The sequence below is a fragment of the Terriglobus sp. TAA 43 genome (genome assembly GCF_000800015.1).
Taxonomy (GTDB): domain Bacteria; phylum Acidobacteriota; class Terriglobia; order Terriglobales; family Acidobacteriaceae; genus Terriglobus.
Genome location: NZ_JUGR01000002.1, coordinates 365,165 through 384,681 on the forward strand (window position 1 = coordinate 365,165; position 19,517 = coordinate 384,681).

Genomic DNA, 19,517 nt, shown 5'->3' on the forward strand with positions numbered 1-19,517 from the left:
GTGAAGAATCTTGTGGGACACACCGGAGCGACACGGTTGCCGCGTCCTATAAGGTCATTCGTATCTCAGGCTGCCAAGAGCAGCCGGCTCAGCCAGTGACGGTGCCGGCTACGATCCATCGATCCTGCAGTAAGGAACTCTTCAGCGCCCGCGTGGTGCCTTCAACCGCTTCTTCATCTGAGATTTGGAGTGCCCTTGCGACATAGCGCTGCAAGTCGAGATCGCTGCCTGCCATTCCCACGCGAAGGGCATCGGAAAGAAACGGCGATATGCGCACCAATTTGGCGCCGCCCCCGGAGCTTATTCGAGTCGCGTAGTAAGAGCGGCCGCACTCAGGATGCGATGGAGAACCTTCCCTCAGACTCCGAATCAACGCATCCAGATCAAAGCCCAGGTCAAGCAACGTAACTCCTGGTGCCAGGTACGCGGCTTCAGGCTCTTTGTCGGATGAGGATGGGGCGAATGGCGTGGCTGCATCTGCGTCCGTTGCGCTTGAGAGACTCAGCGCTTGCTGCACTTGCACCAGCGTCATGATCACATCGTTGCGGTGCGCAAAGGATGTACTGACGAATTCGAGGAAGTCTGAGCGGCAGTTGTGGCTGGCGTAGTAGCGACGTAAATCAGACTTTGTCATGGGGCCACAATGTGACAGACGCCACGCTTGCCATGACTCGTGGAACTTCAAGATATCTTCCACCTGTGCGATTGCGCATAACAACCAACGGAAATGCTCCACGGACATTCCCAGAAATTCGCGCAGTTCAAACAGGATTTCCCGATCGAGAGCGGGAGACGGAATCATATAAAAATTGGGGAAGATTTGCGGATATGCCCGGATCAATTCGAGATCCTGCTCCGAGCTTCCGAGTCCTTGATGGGACATGTCTGAGCAGTGATCTTCGAGTACGAGTTCGTGTGCGTGATTGGTATGAAGTGGCGTACCCGCAAGCGGGGCGAGCAGGTTGATCTGTGGGTGCGACAGCGAACAACGTGCCGACTGCATATAGATCTTCAGCGTGTCTCGAACATCGCTCCACTCTTCTTCCGGAAAGCCGGTGATGAGCGAGGCCGTTGTGCGAATCCCAAGTTGTTCGCTAACCCTGAGCATCTCCTGCGCGCGGGTCGGATCAAGATCCTTGTCGATGATGCGCTGCATGCGTACTGAGCCGGATTCGATGCCGAAGAAGAGGCCGCGGCATCCGCTCGCACTCATTTGCTGCAGCAGTTCCTCATCAATGCAATCGGTGCGCGCGCTGCAATCCCACGTAAAGTCTTCTCCTGAAGCCTGCATCGCTTCGCAGAATGCGACCACCCGCTTTCGATCCACTGTGAACATGTCGTGAACAAGTTCGAAGTGACGGATGCCGTAGGTCGTAGCGATGGAACGCATCTCTGCTAGCACGCGATCTGGCGACCGAAGCCGAAAGCGTCTCCGAAAGAAATCATTCGTGGAACAAAATGTGCACGAGAAAGGGCATCCCCGTCCAAGCTCAATCGACGCGGATTTTGCACCATGCAGATAGCTGCTGAGGTGATACGACGGCGGTGGCAGGGAGTCCAGATCCTCGATAACAGGCGCGTTGGGTGTTCGCCGCACTGTTTGCCCGTCGCGGAATGTGAGTCCGGGCACTTGTGCGAATTGATAATCACCCTGCAGTTCCCGTAGCAGGATGGGAAGAGATTTTTCTGCTTCGCCGCGAAGAATGAAGTCAACGAATGGAAAGCTGCCAATGACCTTCTCATCGACAACAGAAGCCTGTGGGCCACCAAACAGGATGGTCGAGTAGGGACGAATCTCTTTGATCGCACGAGCGACTCTCAGGCTCAGCGGGAATGTGCTGCAGATCGAACTGAAGCCGTAGACATCAGCGTTGGCACGCACGACTGTGTCGGCCAGATGATGAGCGAACTCATCAATCCGGCCCGTACCCACGGCAGTGGCGAAGCGAAGGTATTCTGCGTTGACGTCAAAGACGTGAGGGCAATCGCCCTCTGCTTCAAGAACCGCCGCAACACTCAGAATGCCAAGTTGCGGCTGCAGAGCAGCCTGCTGCACTGCCCTGCTCGCAATCTCTTCCTGTGTTCGAAACTCAGTGATCGTGGGTGCCGTAACAAGTGCGAAGTGCATTGGCGCGTCTCCACCTCCCGAATGGGAATCGCGCTAAAACGGGGGAAATCCTTCCTGTTCAATGCGCATTTCGAGAGCGTACGTGGTGCCACCACTTTCGGAAGCCTTTAGGTCAGTTTTTGACTTTGACTTTGACTTGGTTGGCGGGCATACCTGTTTGAACGGAAGTTCGCTCGTTTTCAGCAGTTCGTGAAGTTTCGCGAGAAAAGCCTTTCCCTCTTCTGTATAGGGAATTTTCACTTGCAGGGATTCCTGCTTCAAGACTGTGGGCGATGGCCCATGTGTTCGGCTGGGTTGAGGCTTCGTGGCTTTCGCTGACGCTGAACTTTTCGTAGGCGAAGATGCTGAGGAAGCCTTGCTTACCTTGGGAGCCTTTTTCGGAGAGGGGGACGAACCAGGAACACGTGCCATGTTGCCTCGTTATCTTCCCGACTTCTGCCCGGAACAACCATTGGAGACCGCTCCGGCGAGATCGGTTATGGGTGATTTACTAGCTTTCCGAGTTGGATTGTAGAACTCTGTTCACCAAGGTTCAAATAAATTGTTTCGCCTGCAACCGACATATTGAACGCACGAGGCAGGACATTATCGATAGAGGCTCGTTGCTTGTGGAAGTGTGCGACGTCAAAGGGAACACCAAACTTTCTCGTGGAAGCAATAAATGAAAGACCGTACACACAAGAAAATCCGTCACTATTAGAAACATAGAAAATCGTCTTGCCATCTCCGGACCAGCGAGGATGCCATGGTGTACCGGCGCCGGTGGGGATGAGAAGCCACGTGGGGTCAGCCTCTCCCGTTTGTGGGTTCAAGTGGACCGCATATATCTGCTTGCGATCACTTCGCGACTCCGTGAACAGAAGGAGACCGCTCTCCGAAGACCAACTTACGTCTCCAATCGATCGATCAGAGGCCTGCAAGATGATCTTTTGAGTGCCGCTGAGAACATCCATCATATTGACCGTACCGTGCGCCTCATCACGAAAAAAGAACTTTTTATCGTGTTGAAACCATCCCATCGGCTCCATGCAATTCACGCAGACTCGCTTCATGGTTCCACCAAGCTGTCCCGCGTAGATAGCGCTTCTGCCGTCATTTTCGATTTGCCAGTAGGCGATCCACTTTTGTGCGCTATCTATGATCGGGGACAATACCGATGTTCCGGAATCAATAAGCGTCGTCTCTTTGCCGCTCGTCATATCTCGTAGCAGAATTTGCCGTTCCCTCTTTCGTCCCCTTTCGTAGACAACGACACGGCCCCCTTCAGCTACAAAAGGGGTACCGTCCACATCAGCATCCTGCGTTATTTTTTCGAGCTCGTGTCTCTGTCCTTTTCCTGCGCCCGTGATACGCCAGATATGCAGTGCACCTGATGTTCTCGTAAACGCAATATCTTCATGAGAGGAAACCGAGGGATCCAGATCTGCTGCGTTTTCATTGAGCAGCCATTTCATCTGATCAGTCGCTTCCAGTGAGTTTGTATCCAACTTAAGCGAGAAGAGGCTTGAACGACGCGAGTCACCGACGGCGCTGAAGATTAGGCTGTCTCCAATCCAATTGACGGAGTTGAGCCTGCTGGGAAGAATTTTGACCGACCGTAATTTTGCGAAAGCATTGGTGGCGTGAGGCACACCATTGTCGATCTTCATGGTCCACCAGTCGTAGCAGCCTTGCGGCGACTGATCGTGTCCTGCGCAGCCACCAAATAAGACAGAAGTGCCGTCTGTGCTCCAAACAGGGAATCGCGCATCGAGAAACATGGGAGCAAGCTGCACTGGTACTCCGCCTGTGAGAGACATCACGTACAGCTTTCCGGAAAGATTGCTCTGATCCGGGTCTCCGGTCCAATACAACAACCGTTGGCCATCGGGAGAGATTGCTGGATTCCTCCCGCGCGGTACGAGCAGCGTGGCCTCCTCGGGGTCCTGCACGCTTGCGATATAGATGCCTCCTCCGTTCCGCTCGGAACGATAGGCGACGATACTTCCGTCCGGAGAAATGCTGGGATCACCCTCACGCGAGCGATCATGGGTGATGCGGCGAAGAGTCCCCGATGGTAGTGGCTGGACGAAGATGTCAAGATTCCCACTCTCCGCCTGATCGGACGAATACGCAAGGTACTTCCCGTCGCGCGAGAGCGAGGGACTCTCCGACTCATCGGTGTCAGGAGTGAGTTGCCTCACCTCGCAGATCTGGCAAGGTTCCGCCTTGGGTGCGCGTACCGCCCGCAGCAGGAACACGCCTCCAACCGTAACCAGCGCAATCGAGGCAATTGCAAGTAAGCGCGGATGCCTTCTCCAGGCGGGTAGCAGGAGTGCTTTCCGTACCGCAGCGATATCCTCGAACCGGTCCTCCGGATTGCGCTGCATGCAGCGTCGAATGACTCCGTCCCAGCGGGCAGGGTAACCCTGTTTCGCGGCTTTACTTCGAGCGGCTCCTCCGATTGTTGTCGGCTGCGGAAGCGAACCGGCCATCATCTCGTACAGGACAACGCCCAGAGCATATTGGTCTGCGAGAGGGCTTACCCGTCCCTGCTCCTCCTGCTCCGGCGCCATGTACCCGGGTGTGCCCATACCGCGCACCGCGTCCACCGAGGCTTCTCCCGGCGGGATGCGGAGGGATAAACCGAAATCCGTGATCACGGCACGGGTATGCCCGTTTTCCGCGTCGACCAGAATCACATTGCTGCTTTTGAAATCCCGGTGGGTAAGCCCTTGCGCGTGCGCAGCTTCAATTCCCGAGAGGAGCTGTGATGCAACAAGTACACCCAGCTCAGGGGCAAGCCGTCCGTCCAATCGAATTTTCTCGAGCAGCGTGGGCCCCTGGAGCAGCTCCATACTCAGGAACCAGGTCGGCCCCTCGCCCGCTTCGTCATGCAGAAAGAGTTCGTGGACACGGCAGATATTGGGGTGGGAGATTTCGCGTGTGTGACGTACTTCCTGCTTGAACCGCTCGATGACCTCAGCATGGACCGCGATGTAAGGCAGGATAGTTTTGACGGCCACTTCCTGATTCAACTCCCGGTCCCAGGCCTCATACACCTCGCCCATGCCGCCGGAGTTAATGAATCGCCTGATCTCAAATCGGCGCGCCAGGACATCTCCCTCGTCGAAGCGTGGGAGACGATTCTCAGGTTGAAGGTAAGCATGGAGATCACCCGCGGCGTCTTCAAGAAAATCGCCGGCGGAAGCGTTCGATTCCAACAGACGCAAGACTTCGGCAATAAGATCGGGGTCTCCAGAGCACGAACTTTCCACGATGGAACGCTGCTGCGCTGGGGGAGCGTCCGCCGCTAGATCAAAAACCTGCTTAACACGTCCCCAGCGTTCAGCATCCATAGGGCGCGTTGCGTCTTGGCACGAGTTCTCCGTGCAACCACGCTCTTGCGATGGACCAATCACGTTTCGCGGTCCGGACGGAAATATCAAGCGACTCCGCGATCTCTTCAAACGAGAGTCCGGCGAAAAAACGCATCTCTACAACTTGCGCCTGTCGCTTATCGAAGGCAGCAAGCTCCTCCAGGGCATTGTTCAGCGCCAGGATGTCAATCGGCTGCGCTGCCACTCGCACCTGCGAAGTCAGCGTGACCTGCTGATGGGCGCCTGGCCGCTTCGCCGCATTTGCAGACCGTGCGTGATCGACCAGCACACGGCGCATGATGTTGGATGCTAGGGCGAAGAAATGGGCCCTGTTCTGGCAATCGACGTTATCCAGCTTCAGAAGCTGTAAATAGGCCTCGTTCACCAGAACGGTAGGTTGAAGCGTGTGATTGGGGCGCTCAAACCTCATCTTGCGCTCCGCAAGCGCATGGAGCTCACGGTAGACAAGCGGCATCAGAGCTGAAGCAGCTTCTGCGTCGCCTGCCTGAGCGCGCCGCAATAACTGCGTAACGCGTTGTGGCTCAGAGATCGGATTGAGTGAACCCAACATACGAAGTCCCCAGGAAAGTCACTTCAGTGTCGAATGGCCCGAGTATAACCGGTCTCGCTTAGCGCTCTCCACTGATATATCAGATTATCCAAAAAACATTGGCACGATCTGTGCACGATTCCCGCATTAGGGGGTGAGGGCGGAAGAAAGGTCCCTCAAGTATCCCAGGAGTCAGCCGTGTTCTTGCAGTCTGTTCACATTCGCCGAAAGACAGTCCTTCGAGTAGGCCTCTTCCTCTTGAAAGTGTTAGTGTTCCTGCCGTTCTCTCTGCTTGCCCAGACGCGGTCGAACGCATTCGCCACGATTCCAATGGCTTCTGCCGCCGCTTCTGTGCTGAACACGTCTGGCCAATATGGTGCCGACGTTGTAGCTGTTACCAACGATCGCCCAGATCGCAAGTAACCGCTTCACCTGTACGACTGCGCTTTCTGTGACATTGATTTCCTGATTCCCTTTCCCATCGGGTAACGGGGTCCGTTTGCTCTAAATCGTTGATTTCCTGCACAAGGTTAAGCCAAGGATTCAGTATGCCAAAGACACGTACAGTTGCCGTTATTAGCTCCTCTACTCCCTTCCTCCATGCTGTGGTTGCTGCACTCACTTTTGAAGGCCATGAAGCTGTGACCTTCGGGACCCTCCCCCGGGTGGTGGCCGCGAATGAAACGCCAGACGCAGTCGTCGTCGACGTTTCTTCGCGGCCACCGTGTGACGAAGCGTCTCTCTCGAAACTGGTACGACTTGTCGGAAAAGACAGGATCTGGATGGCTTTGCCCATGGGCATGAGCCCCTGGAAAGAGGTCGCTGAACGCTTAGGCATCCACCAGACACTGAAGACTCCAGTTCAGCCCCCCGAACTTGAAGAGTTTCTGACAGATATTCAAGAGTTGCCGGAAGGATTCGCTCTGTCTCGAGACGAAACGCCATACAGTGCCAAGCCCACACACTTCCATATCGAAGACATTGCGAACAATCGGTACTTCCTGACGGCGAGTCCGGCAATGTGGCGTATCTATGAAAACGTCTGTCTTCTGGCTGCGGTGAATGTACCCGTACTCATCCTGGGTGAAAGCGGCGTCGGCAAAGACGTGATTGCCAATCTGCTGCATAAGCGTTCGCGGCGAGCAGCCCAGCCGTTTTGCTCAGTCAACTGCGCGGCGCTGCCGTCGGACTTGCTCGAAAGTGAGCTGTTCGGCTATGAGGCTGGAGCGTTTACGGGTGCGGTAAAGGCCAAGCCCGGAAAGTTCGAACAGGCGGACAAGGGCACGATCCTGCTGGACGAAATTGGTGAGATGAGCGCAGCGATGCAGGCAAAACTGTTGCATGTGCTGCAGGACGGTCGGTACTCCCGTCTTGGAGCCAGAAGCGTCTCCCAGGCCGATGTCCGCGTGATCGCAGCGACGAACGTCAACATTGAGAGCGCGATCGCAGACAAGCTCTTCCGGGAAGATCTGTACTACCGCATCAACGCTTTCACCATCGAGGTCCCACCGCTCCGGGAGCGACTCGAAGAAATCCCCTACCTGGTGGAAGAGATGATCAAGCGGCAGTCGGCTGCTTTACACCAGGAGCCTGTCTATGTCTCGCCTCACATGATGTCTGTGCTGCAGGAGTATCAATGGCCGGGCAATCTGCGCGAACTTGGAAACGCCGTGACCCGCATGCAGGTCTTGAAGGGGCATGAATCGTCCATCGCGGACATCGAAAGCAAGATACTCGGCCGAGTCTCCTGTGCCCCTGTACCTCCTGCCACCGCACCGCAACGGACAAGCAACGTAAATGAGATGCGGTCGATTGTCCGGGACTTCAAGGATCAGACAGAGAGCCGCCTGATTCAACGGGCTCTCGAAGACGCACGGTGGAATCGTCGCCAGGCGGCACTGGCCTTGCGCATCAGTTATCGCGCGCTTCTCTACAAAATTGACCAGTACCAACTGAAAAGCACACGCATTCCGCTGGGCCTTGGCGCTGCGCAGAATCGCGAAATGGCGGCACACGCATAAGGCTTGCGTCATCTTTTCGATGCGCACGTAATTCTGCGCATACGACTCCTGTCCTGCATATCAAACGCAGATGCGTTCCTGTTTTGCGTCACGCTGAATCAAGATGTGCAACCCGATGCTATTCCCAATTGCCACAGGTAAGGTGCATGCTGCTCAACATGTTTTCGACCGTTCACTACGCCGCAGTCTGCGAGGAAGGCAAAGCACTCTATCTTGCTAGCCGCGCTTCAGCCGCTCTTCACAAGGCCAGCCTTTCACCAATTGGTGTAAGCCCGGAATTTCTTGCTTACAACCACCATCTGCATGCTTGCCCTTCTTGTGCGCACCGCTACGCAGAGCAAAACCAGGTCAACAGCACAGCCACGCATCAACGAACTGCATAAGATTCAGAAGCTGACCCCGATTCCCTGTCGTAGCCAGTAAAGAGATTCTTCATCTCTCTACTGGCTGACAGAGTTCCTCAGGCTACTGGACGGTAACGGTTAACGGTACAGCTCTCGTCACGCTACCCGCCGTTGCAGTGATCAACACGGTCTTTGTTCCCGTATCTTTCAGCGTGGGCGAACCAGGAGTCGAATTACCACCGCATCCCGTCAGGCTACCCGCGGCAACCATCATCAGAAGCAGCGAGCACAACAGCCGTCCTCGGGTTGCTGTTTTGCGCTGCGTCGCCACAAGCAAGAGCGGCACTGACATCAACACAATCGCCCATCCTTTCACCGAGCTAAATCCGGAAGTGGTCGTGAGAACGCTTCCCGAGATAGTGAACGTTGTGCTTGCCGTCCCGCCGTCAGTGACCGTGTTGCTCGCAGGCGAGAAGCTGCACGTCATACCTGCAGGCAACCCTGAGCAGGCATAGTTCACAGTTCCTGCCATACCGGACAATGACAGCAGCTTCAGGGTGACCGCTGAAGAGGTTGTGCCGTAGGTCACATTCAGCGAGGACTGCGACAGCCCAAGGATCATGTCCGGTGTGTTGGCATAAACCATCAGCGAGCTTGCCGCTGAATTGGAAGGCTGACTACCGTCGCTCGGAAGGTAATAGGCCGAAATGCCATGGGTGCCCAGCGACAAACCTTTCGCTGTATAGCTGGCATTACCGGTTCCATCCAACGCAACGTTTGCCACAGTCTTGTCGTTGTCGCGAAACTCCACAAAGCCAGCCGGGACTCCAGTGCCAATCGTCTTTGTGATCTTCGCGCTGTAGGTTACGTCTATGCCCAGCACGGAGCTTCCCGGAACCGTGAGTGTCGTCACCGTATCCTGCGACGTCGGTGCCGTTGCGCTCACGCCATTGAACTGCGAGACAGAGCAAACGTTTGCGGTATGAATACCGATGGCATTCGTATCGGGGGAAAAGTTCTTATTGATCGGATTATCGCTGTCCCACTCGAACGCTAGATCAAACTCGGAGTTTCCACCGTCGGTGATGCGGACGTTCATCGGACCGCCTCCGGCCACAAACTCGTCGCGTACAAAGTTCACAGAGTTTGAACTGTTGCCGAAGAGGATGTTCGACATATTCGCGTCCATTGCTGTTGCTCGTGCACCACTACCCCCCTGACTGGTGAACGGAAGCGAAAGAACATACCAATCGTAGAAAGGCGCGTTGTAGACGTATTTGAAGGGGAAGTCCGGGTTGTTGTTCGCTGTCTTCCAGGACTCCCAGTAGGACGTGCCACCATAGGTGGGATACCACACGGCCACCCACGGTGTTGTTGTGTTGTCGTAGAACGCCTTGCAAGAATTCGTATCGCCGTTTGCGGTGTATCCCATATCAGCAGTCGATGTCTGGCCATACATGCCCCACTTCTGCGCCTGATAAATCTGCGGAATAAGCGAGACATACAGGCTCTTCTGTGAAGCCTTTGTGATCATCTGAATCACTTGGTTCTGTGTCGCCTGCGTGGGTGCAAAGAGCGGAGACTGAGTGATGCTTTGACCGCCCAATGCGTTCAGCTTGCCCCAGTCGCCGGTAATGGAATCCAGCGTGGAATCAAATCCCGCCAGGAACTGGCCCTGCAGATCCGCCCCCGCGATATTGCCGATCGTTGTATCCAAACGATAGTCCAGCCGAGGGATTTCCTTTTGTGCGGAGGTATCGCCGCTGCTGAGTCCGCCGCCAGTGCTACCGGCTGCAGAGAATAGATCACTCACGAAACCAATTGCCTTGTTTGCTAAGGCAATGTCGTCCGGGTTCACAACCCCATCGGTCGCGAATGAAACATAAGGACTCACATCTGAGGCGACCATGTGCATGATGTGCCACGGGCTCAGCGTCGCCGGTGTGGTGGTCTGCGCTTGAATCTGGCTTGCTTCCAGATTTGCCTGAATATCGCTGGACGCCTGAATCAGGCTCAGCGCAGCGTTCGCATTGCCTGCGGCGACAAGGTCCTTCAGATTGGTGGAACCAGTCACGAAGTAAGTCAGTACGTTCGTCAGGTCAACAATCTCGTTGTGAAGCTGATACTTCACCGAATTGAATTCCTGCTGTGTGAAGCTCAGCGTGGTTCCATCCGGAGAGGTCCACGATGCACCTGGGTATACAGCATTCGTTGGGTCGTAAGTGTGATAGTCCAAAAGGGTGTTCAACGATCCCGTGAAGAAGTAGTGAATGTCATACGCATAGGTTCCAGTTACACCCGGCTGAGGAGCGCCGCTGCTGTTCAACTGCCCTGCCACGTACCACTGATTCAGCAGGTAATAGCTCAGGTACTGGTATGCCTGCGTCTGACCTGTCAGGGTGTTTCCTGTCGCAAGCGCAGTAACAAACTCAGGCCATTCCTGCGGCTGTTGCGAGTTGATCAAACCCAACTGCAGATCCGCTGTATCAGTAGTGGCCTGCTGCTGTTCCGTATGTGCCGGTTCATACAAACCATAGCTATCGCGCGCAAGCGTGCCGTGTACATAGCCACTGTGTCCCTGTTGTGTGAAGTAGGAAGAGGACAGCACATCATGTCCAGAGATCGGATTGCCAAAGGCAGGGCTGGCGACAAACGTATAAGTCGAATTGGTCGCGCCGGTATAGAGGATGGACTTATCCGGAATGCCCAGTGATCCCAACGCATTCGCTAGTTCAATCGTGTTGTTTGGTGTGTTGTTATCGCTCGCCATGGTCGTCGCATCGCCCCAGCCAGCGGTTCCTACAGTTGTCAGAAACACGACTTGATCGCTCCGCACAGACTGAAGTGTTTGCGCCATGGCGTTAATCATGGTGGCGTTTCCGCCATTCGCACCGAGTGGATAGAAAATACCGCAGTTCGCGAAGGTAACGTTTTGTCCACTGCCGCTGCCCGAACACGCGGTGGAAGTCGACAAGCTCCCACGATCCATAACCAGGACCCAAAAGCCATTGGTGCCTGTGGGCGGAGTATAGACAGCAGTCTGTCCCGGCAGGCTGGGCGCATTGATGATCTTGATCTGCGCGCTCTGCTGCGCTGTTCCCGGCTGGACCGTGTATTCCACGTTGTTCGACGACTGGAAGTTGTAGTTTCCATTCGCGTCCTGCATCAACATGCCAGTGGCAAACGTATTCGGTATTGGACTGCCATTGGTCTTGTAGTACTCGAAAGCCGATCCAGGCTTACCATTCAGCACGCCGATGGCTAGATATCCCTGGGGCACATCATTGGAAGTCCCGAGCGGACCACCTGTACAGGTGCTACCCGAGTTGGAGGGAGCGCAGTTGTAAGCGCGTCCGCCAATTGCGCTGGTGTTGAGTTGGGCCATACCGTTCGCCGCATCCGTGTTCTGACCGTAGTTCGTACCCACAATCACCAGGTCGTTTGCAACCGGAGTCTGGCTTGCCAGATTCTCGAGTGCCGAAGACAGTGAAACGCCATCGTTGTAGCACTGCGACGAGCCTGACTGCGTAAGCGTCCGGCGATCCACCAGAATGACGCTGTACATGCTCGAACTAGCGCAGCTTCCCGAAGCCAGAACGGAGCTGGACTTGGTACCAAGCTGGAACCAGTTCTGGCTGGCCCCAGGACCACCCGATACGAGTGTATAGAACGTAATCGAAGGCGGAAGGAAGCTGCTATAGGTAGGCAGGCTCGATGCCGTGACATCAGCACTGACAGCCAACGCGTGCAACCCTTGCGACGTGGCTGACGCTGCACCACTAACAAAATGCGTACGTGTACTGGAAGCAGTTCCGTCCTGATTCTTTGCGGTAGCAAAGAGCGTGTTATTTCCGTCGATAACACCATCGTCCGAACCAAGCTGCGCGGTCAGGCACAACTTACCGGAACAAGGAGTCGCAGAAAATTTCGCACTAACATCCTTGCCGTTGAGTTTTACCTTTACTGTTTCTGTGCGTGTCCCCTGTGGAAACTGGATAGTCGCCGATTGCAGATTGGAGCCCGGAGTTGCGGACGGAAACGAAACCGTCGCACGGTTCCGGACATTGGCGGTTGGCGTAACGCCAGCGACCTGTGCAGTCTGAGCAAATACTCCGACTGACGACACAAGCGCGGCTAGCGTACATAACTTTCTCAAAGATTTCATAGGTGCAACCTCACTTTTGCGTCGCGTGTATTTGCTAACTAAACGTCGCTTCGCAAGCCTATGAAGAAAGAAAGTCAAAACCTATAGTGGTCACCACACAGCAACCGATGGTGGCACTACATGCATTGACTATGTGGTTCTGCACGACTATGAATGGGTTCGAAAAAGCGCATCAACGCGACGAAGCCCGAATACTACTAGGCGAACACACGGCGAATATGGAAGAATACCCTCAGGGCTTCCACCAGGACGCACACAGCTGGCAAAGCATTGAGATACCGCATCTTTACCATTGGCGACGGCACACACAGGCATTGTCATGATTGACGAACAGATCACCTTGCTCGGACACCGCAAGATCGTTCATGTGGACATGGACGCGTTCTATGCATCCGTCGAGCAGCGTGATGATCCGAATCTGCGTGGCCGTCCCGTTGTGGTTGCATGGAAGGGAAAACGTTCCGTCGTTTGCGCTGCGTCGTATGAAGCTAGAAAGTTCGGCGTTCGATCCGCAATGCCCGCAGTAAGTGCCGAACGGCTATGCCCCCATGCAATCTTTATCCCACCTGACTTCACGCGATACAAAGCGGCATCTCAAGGTGTTCGAGAAATCTTCACGCGACACACAGACCACATTGAGCCACTCTCGCTCGACGAAGCCTATCTTGACGTAACGCAGAACAAGCAAGGACTGCCAACAGCAACGCTGGTGGCAAAGAAGATTCGTCAGGAGATATGGGACGAACTGCACCTGACTGCTTCAGCCGGCATCGCACCCAACAAGTTTCTGGCAAAGATCGCATCCGACTGGCGAAAGCCGAACGGCCAGTTCGTCATTCAACCACACGAAGCACAATCGTTCCTGCTCACGTTGCCTGTAGGCCGCATCCCCGGTGTTGGAAAGGTCACCGAGGCCCGTATGGCTGAGGTCGGCATTAAGCTCGTGGGCGACATCCACGCCATGGATATCGCGACACTGGAACAAGCCTTCGGCAGCTATGCGCAACGCCTTTATGAACTTGCACGAGGCATTGATCACAACCTTGTCGTCTCGAATCGCGTGCGCAAACAAATCTCCGCAGAAGATACCTTCCCCGATGACATCCCTCTCGAAGCCTGCAAGGTTCATATCCAACGTCTTGCCGAAAAGATATGGAAGGTGTCGAATGCCAACGCCCGCGGCGCGAAGACGGTAGTACTGAAACTGAAAACGAAAGAGTTTCAATCGCTCACACGAAGCCTCACGTCCCGCGAACGAATCACAAGTTGCGAAGCGCTAACAGACACCGCACTCTCACTTTGTGCAAGAGTTGAATTGCCGGAGAAGCAACTTTATCGGCTGGTCGGTGTGGGTCTTAGCAATTTCGAACGTGAGGACACGGCAGACGAAAACACCGAAGATTCTTTTCCTCTACTCGCGTAGCTTCTCCTCTAGGCGCGATAGAAATGCATGCTGTTCCGCACGGAGATACGTTCTGGCAGCAGATGGTGTGAACCATTCACCACGATCCACCTCCGGGATTCTCACAAGACGCTTCGAACGCGGAGGCCACTCGATCTCGCACGTGTTGCTTCTCAGCTCTGCAGGATCGCAATCCCCTTCAAAGGCCCACGAAAACACAACCTTTCCGGACTTCTGGGTAACCGAACCAAGTTCAAAGAAAGTACCCTGCGCAGTGAAGCCTGTCTCTTCCACAAACTCTCGTTGGGCAGTTGCGAGTGGCTCCTCACCATTTTCAATCTCGCCCTTGGGCACAGTCCATGCGCCAGCATCCTTCTTGGCCCAGAACGGACCGCCGGGATGAACAAGGAAGACCTCGAAACCACCCGCCTTCGTGCGATACATAAGGAGGCCTGCGCTTTGCTTGCCGCGTTTCGTCATTGCTTGTAAACCTGCCTCTTCCTTCCCGCGTAGCGTTGACACATCTCTATCTTCCCCTGACAGAAGCGCAGAGACCATGCCACACGCGAACTCGCGTCAAAGAAAGTCTCGCCGAAAGGCCCAGCATCCGGCTGCGATGTGAGATCTGATATCACATTCGTAAGCTGACTACATCCTCTTTTGTGTCATTCGTTTCCTTGGGAAGGCAGTGCTAACCTGTTCGTCTCATCGAGAGGCGGAAGACATCGAGTGAGCACGAAGAACGAAACGCAGGAATATCTTTCGCGATCACATGGACTGGCCTTCGCTCTTGGCTTTCTTGTGATCCACGGGGTTTCCCTGGCCCTGTTCCCCGCGCAACGCACGGTCATCTCTCATGTCTTCTCTATCGTCGTTGTCGCAATTGCACTCATCTTCTGCATTGCACGCACACGCAGCGCGACGCCAGACACTCGACTCTACTGGCAACTCTTCAGCGCTGCCATCTTTCTGTGGGAATGCGGTTCCGCGCGCGCAGCGTGGGAAGAAGTCGTTCTGCATTCCGATATTTCACAAGCATCGTATGCGGATCTCCCATACTTTCTGTATGGAGTTCCCATCGTCCTTGCCATCTCGATACCGGAGCGAAAGGAACGCGTACCACTCTTCGTCTGGCTCGACACAGTTCAGATCTCAGTAGCGGCAACCCTTACTTACCTTCTTATCTTCACTACATTCCCTTTTTGGGGTAAGCCAGTACATCCCATCTCGGACTCTGTTCTTGCATTCGCCTACGCAACAGAAAATGTAGTGCTGGCATTGGCGGCAGCACTGCGCCTTATCTCCATCTCGAAAGAAGACATGCGTGGCTTCTTCCGCACGCTGAACATCTTCCTTTGGACATACGGCTTTTTCGCCATCCTCTATAACCAGCTCGACCTGATCCTACAAGGCGTTATGGATTACGTTGCTCTCCTCAGCGACGTACCGTTTCTCGTTCTTATTCTTGTCCTCACGGTCCAACAGCCAGCAGCAAAAGAGCGCGCTTCGGATGACCAACAACCTTTAGGACAGTTCATTCGCCATGCCAGCCCCGTGTTCTTCACGCTCATCCTCATAGCACTTGGCCTGGCAGTCATCCGCACGCATTTCTACATCGGCTCTGGCGCCATCGTTCTTGCGGCACTCATCTATGGCACCCGCGTCACTGTCTTGCAGCTACGCTATATGCATTCCCAACGAAACCTTCAGGAAGCTCGAGATCAGCTCGAAACGCTCTCACTCACTGACGCACTTACAGGTCTTGCCAACCGACGCAGCCTCGACCTTTCACTCGATCACGAGTGGCGCAAAAATAATGAAGCTCACACTTCGTTCAGTCTGCTCATGATCGACATCGATCACTTCAAGTTGCTGAACGATCACTACGGCCACGCCCACGGAGACGAATGCCTGCGTCTCATCTCTGCCTCGCTTCAAAGATCGTTGCGGCAAGCTACCGATATTGCCGCGCGTCTCGGCGGTGAAGAGTTCACAGTCCTTCTGCCCGAAACCAATGCTGAAAGCGCATGGCAAACAGCGGAACGGATCCGCACCAATGTCGAAGCGTTGAAACTCCCTCACACTCAGACCGAACTCGGTTACATCACCATCAGCATAGGCGTAGCCACACATGAAGGTCAGCACATCGGCGCTCCCTCTGATCTGCTGCGCGCCGCAGACAACGCCCTCTATCGCGCAAAGCATGCGGGCCGAAACCGCACCGAACAATGAGGCTGCTTAAGAAACCGTTTCGAATCCTAATCAAGATTGATTTCGCACGCGCGTGCGATTAACGCGCATCGATACTTTGCCTGTCGTCCTGTAAGGAGGACAATGATGACCGGCGCGTCAAACGTCTATCGCAGACGCTCCGGAGGCCCTTGGATGGCATCAATTCCCAGCAATACTCCCCCAACAACAAATCGACACCTCATTAAGTGGGTGGAAAAAACAGCGGACCTCTGCCAGCCCGATCGCATTCACTGGCTCGATGGCTCCGATGCAGAGAACGAACAGCTCTGCAATGAACTTGTGGAAGCCGGAACCTTCACACGCCTCGATCCGGTGAAGTGGCCCGGATGTTTCTACGCACGTTCCTCGCCGAACGATGTAGCCCGCGTGGAAGACCGCACCTTCATCTGCTCGCTCTCAAAGGACGCCGCCGGCCCCACCAACAACTGGGAAGATCCCTTCGTCATGCGCCGCAAGTTGAAGGCACTCTTCAAAGGCAGCATGAAGGGCCGCACCATGTACGTCATGCCCTTCAGCATGGGTCCCGTCGGCTCGCCCATGAGCCAGATCGGCGTGCAGCTTACTGACTCCGCATACGCCGTCGTGAACATGCGCATCATGGCCCGCATCGGCCTGCCCGTCTACGCTGAAATCGATAAAGACTACAAGCGCGTCGTCCCCTGCGTTCACTCCGTTGGCGCACCGCTCGCGCCGGGGCAACAAGACGTCCCCTGGCCGCAGAACGACACGAAGTACATCGTCCACTATCCCGAAACACGCGAGATCTGGAGCTACGGTTCTGGCTACGGCGGCAACGCTCTGCTCGGCAAAAAGTGCTTCGCACTCCGCATCGCCTCTGCCATCGGTCGCGATGAAGGATGGATGGCCGAACACATGCTCATCGTCGGCGTGGAATCGCCTGCGGATGAAAACGGCAAGACAGAAAAGACCTATGTCGCCGCAGCCTTCCCATCAGCATGTGGCAAAACCAACTTCGCCATGCTGATCCCGCCTGCAGGCTTTGAAGGCTGGAAAGTATGGACAGTCGGCGACGACATCGCATGGATCAAGCCCGACGCCACAGGCCAGCTACGCGCCATGAATCCTGAGACAGGTTTCTTCGGCGTCGCACCCGGCACCAGCGACAAGACCAATCACAACGCCATGGCGACGTTGCGCAAGAACAGCATCTTCACCAACGTTGCGCTCGTTACAAAGAACGGTGTTCCCAACGGCGACATCTGGTGGGAAGGCATGACAGACAAGCCCCCCGCCGAAGCGCTCGATTGGCGCGGTGATGCCTGGACGCCTGCATCAAAGACACCCGCAGCACATCCCAATGGCCGCTTCACCGCGCCTGCATCACAATGCCCCACCATTGATCCCGACTGGGAAAACCCCGAAGGTGTGCCGCTCAACGCCATCATCTTCGGCGGCCGTCGCGCCACCACCATGCCGCTCGTCTACCAGGCATTCAACTGGTCCAGCGGCGTCTACGTCGGCGCAACCATGGGCAGCGAGCAAACCGCAGCAGCCGGTGGCGCAGTCGGCATCGTGCGTCGCGATCCCATGGCCATGCTGCCCTTCTGCGGCTATCACATGGGCGACTACTTCCGTCACTGGCTCAAGATGCAACGCGAACTCACCACCACACCGCGCATCTTCCACGTGAATTGGTTCCGCAAAGATGAGAACGGCAAATTCCTGTGGCCCGGCTACGGCGAAAACATGCGCGTGCTCAAGTGGATCGTCGATCGCGTGCGGGGCCGCGTACGCGGACAGGAAACACCCATCGGCTGGATTCCCAAATACAACGACATCAACTGGAACGGCCTCGACTTCCCCGAAGACAAGTTCAATGAACTGGAGACAGTCGACCGCGCCACATGGAAACGCGAAGTCATGGGCCACGAGGAAGTCTTCCTTCTACTCCACGATCACCTTCCACCAGAGATGATCTACGAGCGCGAACTCCTCATCTGCCGTCTCTAAGAAGTCCAACAAGAACGAACGCGGCACTCGCCGCGTTCGTTCTTTTATATCCAGTGCATCAACAACACTCCACATATCGCAGCCACCATCGCAACAGGCATGGCAATCGCACCAGCCTTCAAAAAATCCCATGCGCTGACATGCATGTCTTCCTTGCGAATGGCCAGCAGCCAAAGAATCGTAGCCAGTGATCCTGTCACAGAAAGATTCGGCCCCAGGTCCACACCAATCAACACCGAGTGCGATAGCACTCCCTGCACCTGCGCCGTCTGCACAATAGCTCCTGCAATCAAACCCAACGGCAAATTGTTAACGATGTTGTTCCCAACACCCACAACAAAACTCACCACAAACGCGCCGGCAACTACAGGCAGATGCGTGGCCCATCGCATCGCTGCAACGGCATAGTCCAGCGCGCCAATCGCTTCCACCGCGCGCACCATCACAAACAACGCAGCCACCAGCAGCAGCGTCGTCCAACTAATCTCCTTCAGCATCGGCAGCGGACTCTTCTTCGCAATCACCGACACCGCCATCACCACAACACATGCCGCAATACACGTAGGCAGACCCAGCTGCCATCCCAACCCCGACGCCACCAGCAACACCACAATCACCAGCAGCAATCCAGCCAGCACCACCTTCGCATTCCATTCCAACGGCGTCGCTTCCGGCTCGCACTCAATGCCGTCGCGCAACTCCTCGCGAAAGTACCAACGCAGAACAAAGTAAGTCGTTGCAATCGACAACACCGAAGGCACACCAAACGAAGCCAACCAGCTTGCCAACGGTGGCATGTGCGCGCCAAACACCACCAGGTTTGCAGGATTCGAAATCGGCAACACAAACGACGCCGCATTCGCAATCATGGCGCACGCAAACAGGTAAGGCAGCGGCGGCACCTTTGCCTTCTTCACTGCAGCCAACACCGCGGGCGTCAGCACCACGGCAGTCGCATCATTACTCATGCAGATGGTCACAACCGTTCCCACCGCATACATCAACGCAAACAGCCGCGACCGCTTCCCATGCGCACCCAGCACAGCATGCGTTGAAAGCCACTCAAACACGCCATTATCTTTCGCCAGCTCGCTCAGCAACATCATGCCAATCAGAAACAGATAAACATCGCTGCCTTCCGCAACGGCCTTACCTGCAGTCTTCAATGGCACCAGCCGCAGCACGACCAGCAGCAGCGCGCCGGGCCCCACCCACCAAACCTCGGGCAGGTTTTTAGGCCGCACCAGCATTAGCAAAATGCTCGCCGCAACAATCGCAATCAACAGCACATGGGATAACTCAACCGGCATCTGTCACACTCTGA

At 55.3% G+C, this 19,517-nt stretch carries 10 protein-coding genes; 4 read left to right on the forward strand and 6 right to left on the reverse strand.

From position 1 onward, the window contains the following. Positions 1 to 88 precede the first annotated feature (88 nt). The 3 genes from M504_RS16095 to M504_RS16110 form a co-directional block, all read right to left on the reverse strand. A complete protein-coding gene (locus M504_RS16095) occupies positions 89 to 2,128 on the reverse strand; it encodes a radical SAM protein (RefSeq protein ID WP_047495736.1) in 2,040 nt (679 codons plus the stop codon). A gap of 476 nt (positions 2,129 to 2,604) precedes the next feature. Next, positions 2,605 to 5,466, reverse strand: a complete 2,862-nt coding sequence (locus M504_RS16105; RefSeq protein WP_047495743.1) for a protein kinase — start codon at positions 5,464 to 5,466, stop codon at positions 2,605 to 2,607. Then, entirely contained in the window at positions 5,456 to 6,058 is a 603-nt protein-coding gene (locus tag M504_RS16110; RefSeq protein ID WP_052200920.1) for a sigma-70 family RNA polymerase sigma factor, read from the reverse strand. The genes M504_RS16105 and M504_RS16110 overlap by 11 nt, the downstream gene beginning before the upstream one ends. A 527-nt stretch (positions 6,059 to 6,585) precedes the next feature. Between M504_RS16110 and M504_RS16120 the strand changes: the two genes are divergently transcribed. Beyond that, entirely contained in the window at positions 6,586 to 8,058 is a 1,473-nt protein-coding gene (locus M504_RS16120) for a sigma-54-dependent Fis family transcriptional regulator (protein ID WP_052200921.1), read from the forward strand. A gap of 465 nt (positions 8,059 to 8,523) precedes the next feature. Here M504_RS16120 and M504_RS16130 read toward each other — a convergent pair whose 3' ends face one another. Beyond that, positions 8,524 to 12,567, reverse strand: coding sequence for an Ig-like domain-containing protein (locus M504_RS16130; protein ID WP_156993916.1), 4,044 nt, complete (start codon positions 12,565 to 12,567; stop codon positions 8,524 to 8,526). Positions 12,568 to 12,886: 319 nt separating this feature from the next. On the opposite strand from M504_RS16130, the gene dinB reads away from it, so the two are divergent. Further along, a complete protein-coding gene (gene dinB / locus M504_RS16135; RefSeq protein WP_047496707.1) occupies positions 12,887 to 13,990 on the forward strand; it encodes a DNA polymerase IV in 1,104 nt (367 codons plus the stop codon). Here dinB and M504_RS16140 read toward each other — a convergent pair. Beyond that, complete coding sequence (locus tag M504_RS16140) at positions 13,979 to 14,449, reverse strand: NUDIX domain-containing protein (RefSeq protein WP_047495754.1); 471 nt, start codon at positions 14,447 to 14,449, stop codon at positions 13,979 to 13,981. The genes dinB and M504_RS16140 overlap by 12 nt on opposite strands. Before the next feature lie 249 nt (positions 14,450 to 14,698). Here M504_RS16140 and M504_RS16145 point away from each other — a divergent pair, with 249 nt between their 5' ends. Both M504_RS16145 and M504_RS16150 read left to right on the forward strand, forming a co-directional pair. Next, entirely contained in the window at positions 14,699 to 16,201 is a 1,503-nt protein-coding gene (locus tag M504_RS16145) for a diguanylate cyclase (RefSeq protein WP_047495758.1), read from the forward strand. Between the two features lie 153 nt (positions 16,202 to 16,354). Further along, entirely contained in the window at positions 16,355 to 18,193 is a 1,839-nt protein-coding gene (locus M504_RS16150; RefSeq protein ID WP_047495761.1) for a phosphoenolpyruvate carboxykinase (GTP), read from the forward strand. A 44-nt stretch (positions 18,194 to 18,237) separates the two neighbouring features. Here M504_RS16150 and M504_RS16155 read toward each other — a convergent pair whose 3' ends face one another. Then, complete coding sequence (locus M504_RS16155) at positions 18,238 to 19,503, reverse strand: SLC13 family permease (protein WP_047495764.1); 1,266 nt, start codon at positions 19,501 to 19,503, stop codon at positions 18,238 to 18,240. Positions 19,504 to 19,517 lie beyond the last annotated feature (14 nt).

What these genes read in the sequence shown, in the direction of transcription:
- M504_RS16095 (WP_047495736.1), bottom strand. Translation starts at nt 2,128, where the DNA reads ATGCACTTCGCACTTGTTACGGCACCCACGATCACTGAGTTTCGAACA.
- M504_RS16105 (WP_047495743.1), bottom strand. Translation starts at nt 5,466, where the DNA reads ATGGATGCTGAACGCTGGGGACGTGTTAAGCAGGTTTTTGATCTAGCG.
- M504_RS16110 (WP_052200920.1), bottom strand. Translation starts at nt 6,058, where the DNA reads ATGTTGGGTTCACTCAATCCGATCTCTGAGCCACAACGCGTTACGCAG.
- M504_RS16120 (WP_052200921.1), top strand. Translation starts at nt 6,586, where the DNA reads ATGCCAAAGACACGTACAGTTGCCGTTATTAGCTCCTCTACTCCCTTC.
- M504_RS16130 (WP_156993916.1), bottom strand. Translation starts at nt 12,567, where the DNA reads ATGAAATCTTTGAGAAAGTTATGTACGCTAGCCGCGCTTGTGTCGTCA.
- dinB (WP_047496707.1), top strand. Translation starts at nt 12,887, where the DNA reads ATGATTGACGAACAGATCACCTTGCTCGGACACCGCAAGATCGTTCAT.
- M504_RS16140 (WP_047495754.1), bottom strand. Translation starts at nt 14,449, where the DNA reads ATGACGAAACGCGGCAAGCAAAGCGCAGGCCTCCTTATGTATCGCACG.
- M504_RS16150 (WP_047495761.1), top strand. Translation starts at nt 16,355, where the DNA reads ATGGCATCAATTCCCAGCAATACTCCCCCAACAACAAATCGACACCTC.
- M504_RS16155 (WP_047495764.1), bottom strand. Translation starts at nt 19,503, where the DNA reads ATGCCGGTTGAGTTATCCCATGTGCTGTTGATTGCGATTGTTGCGGCG.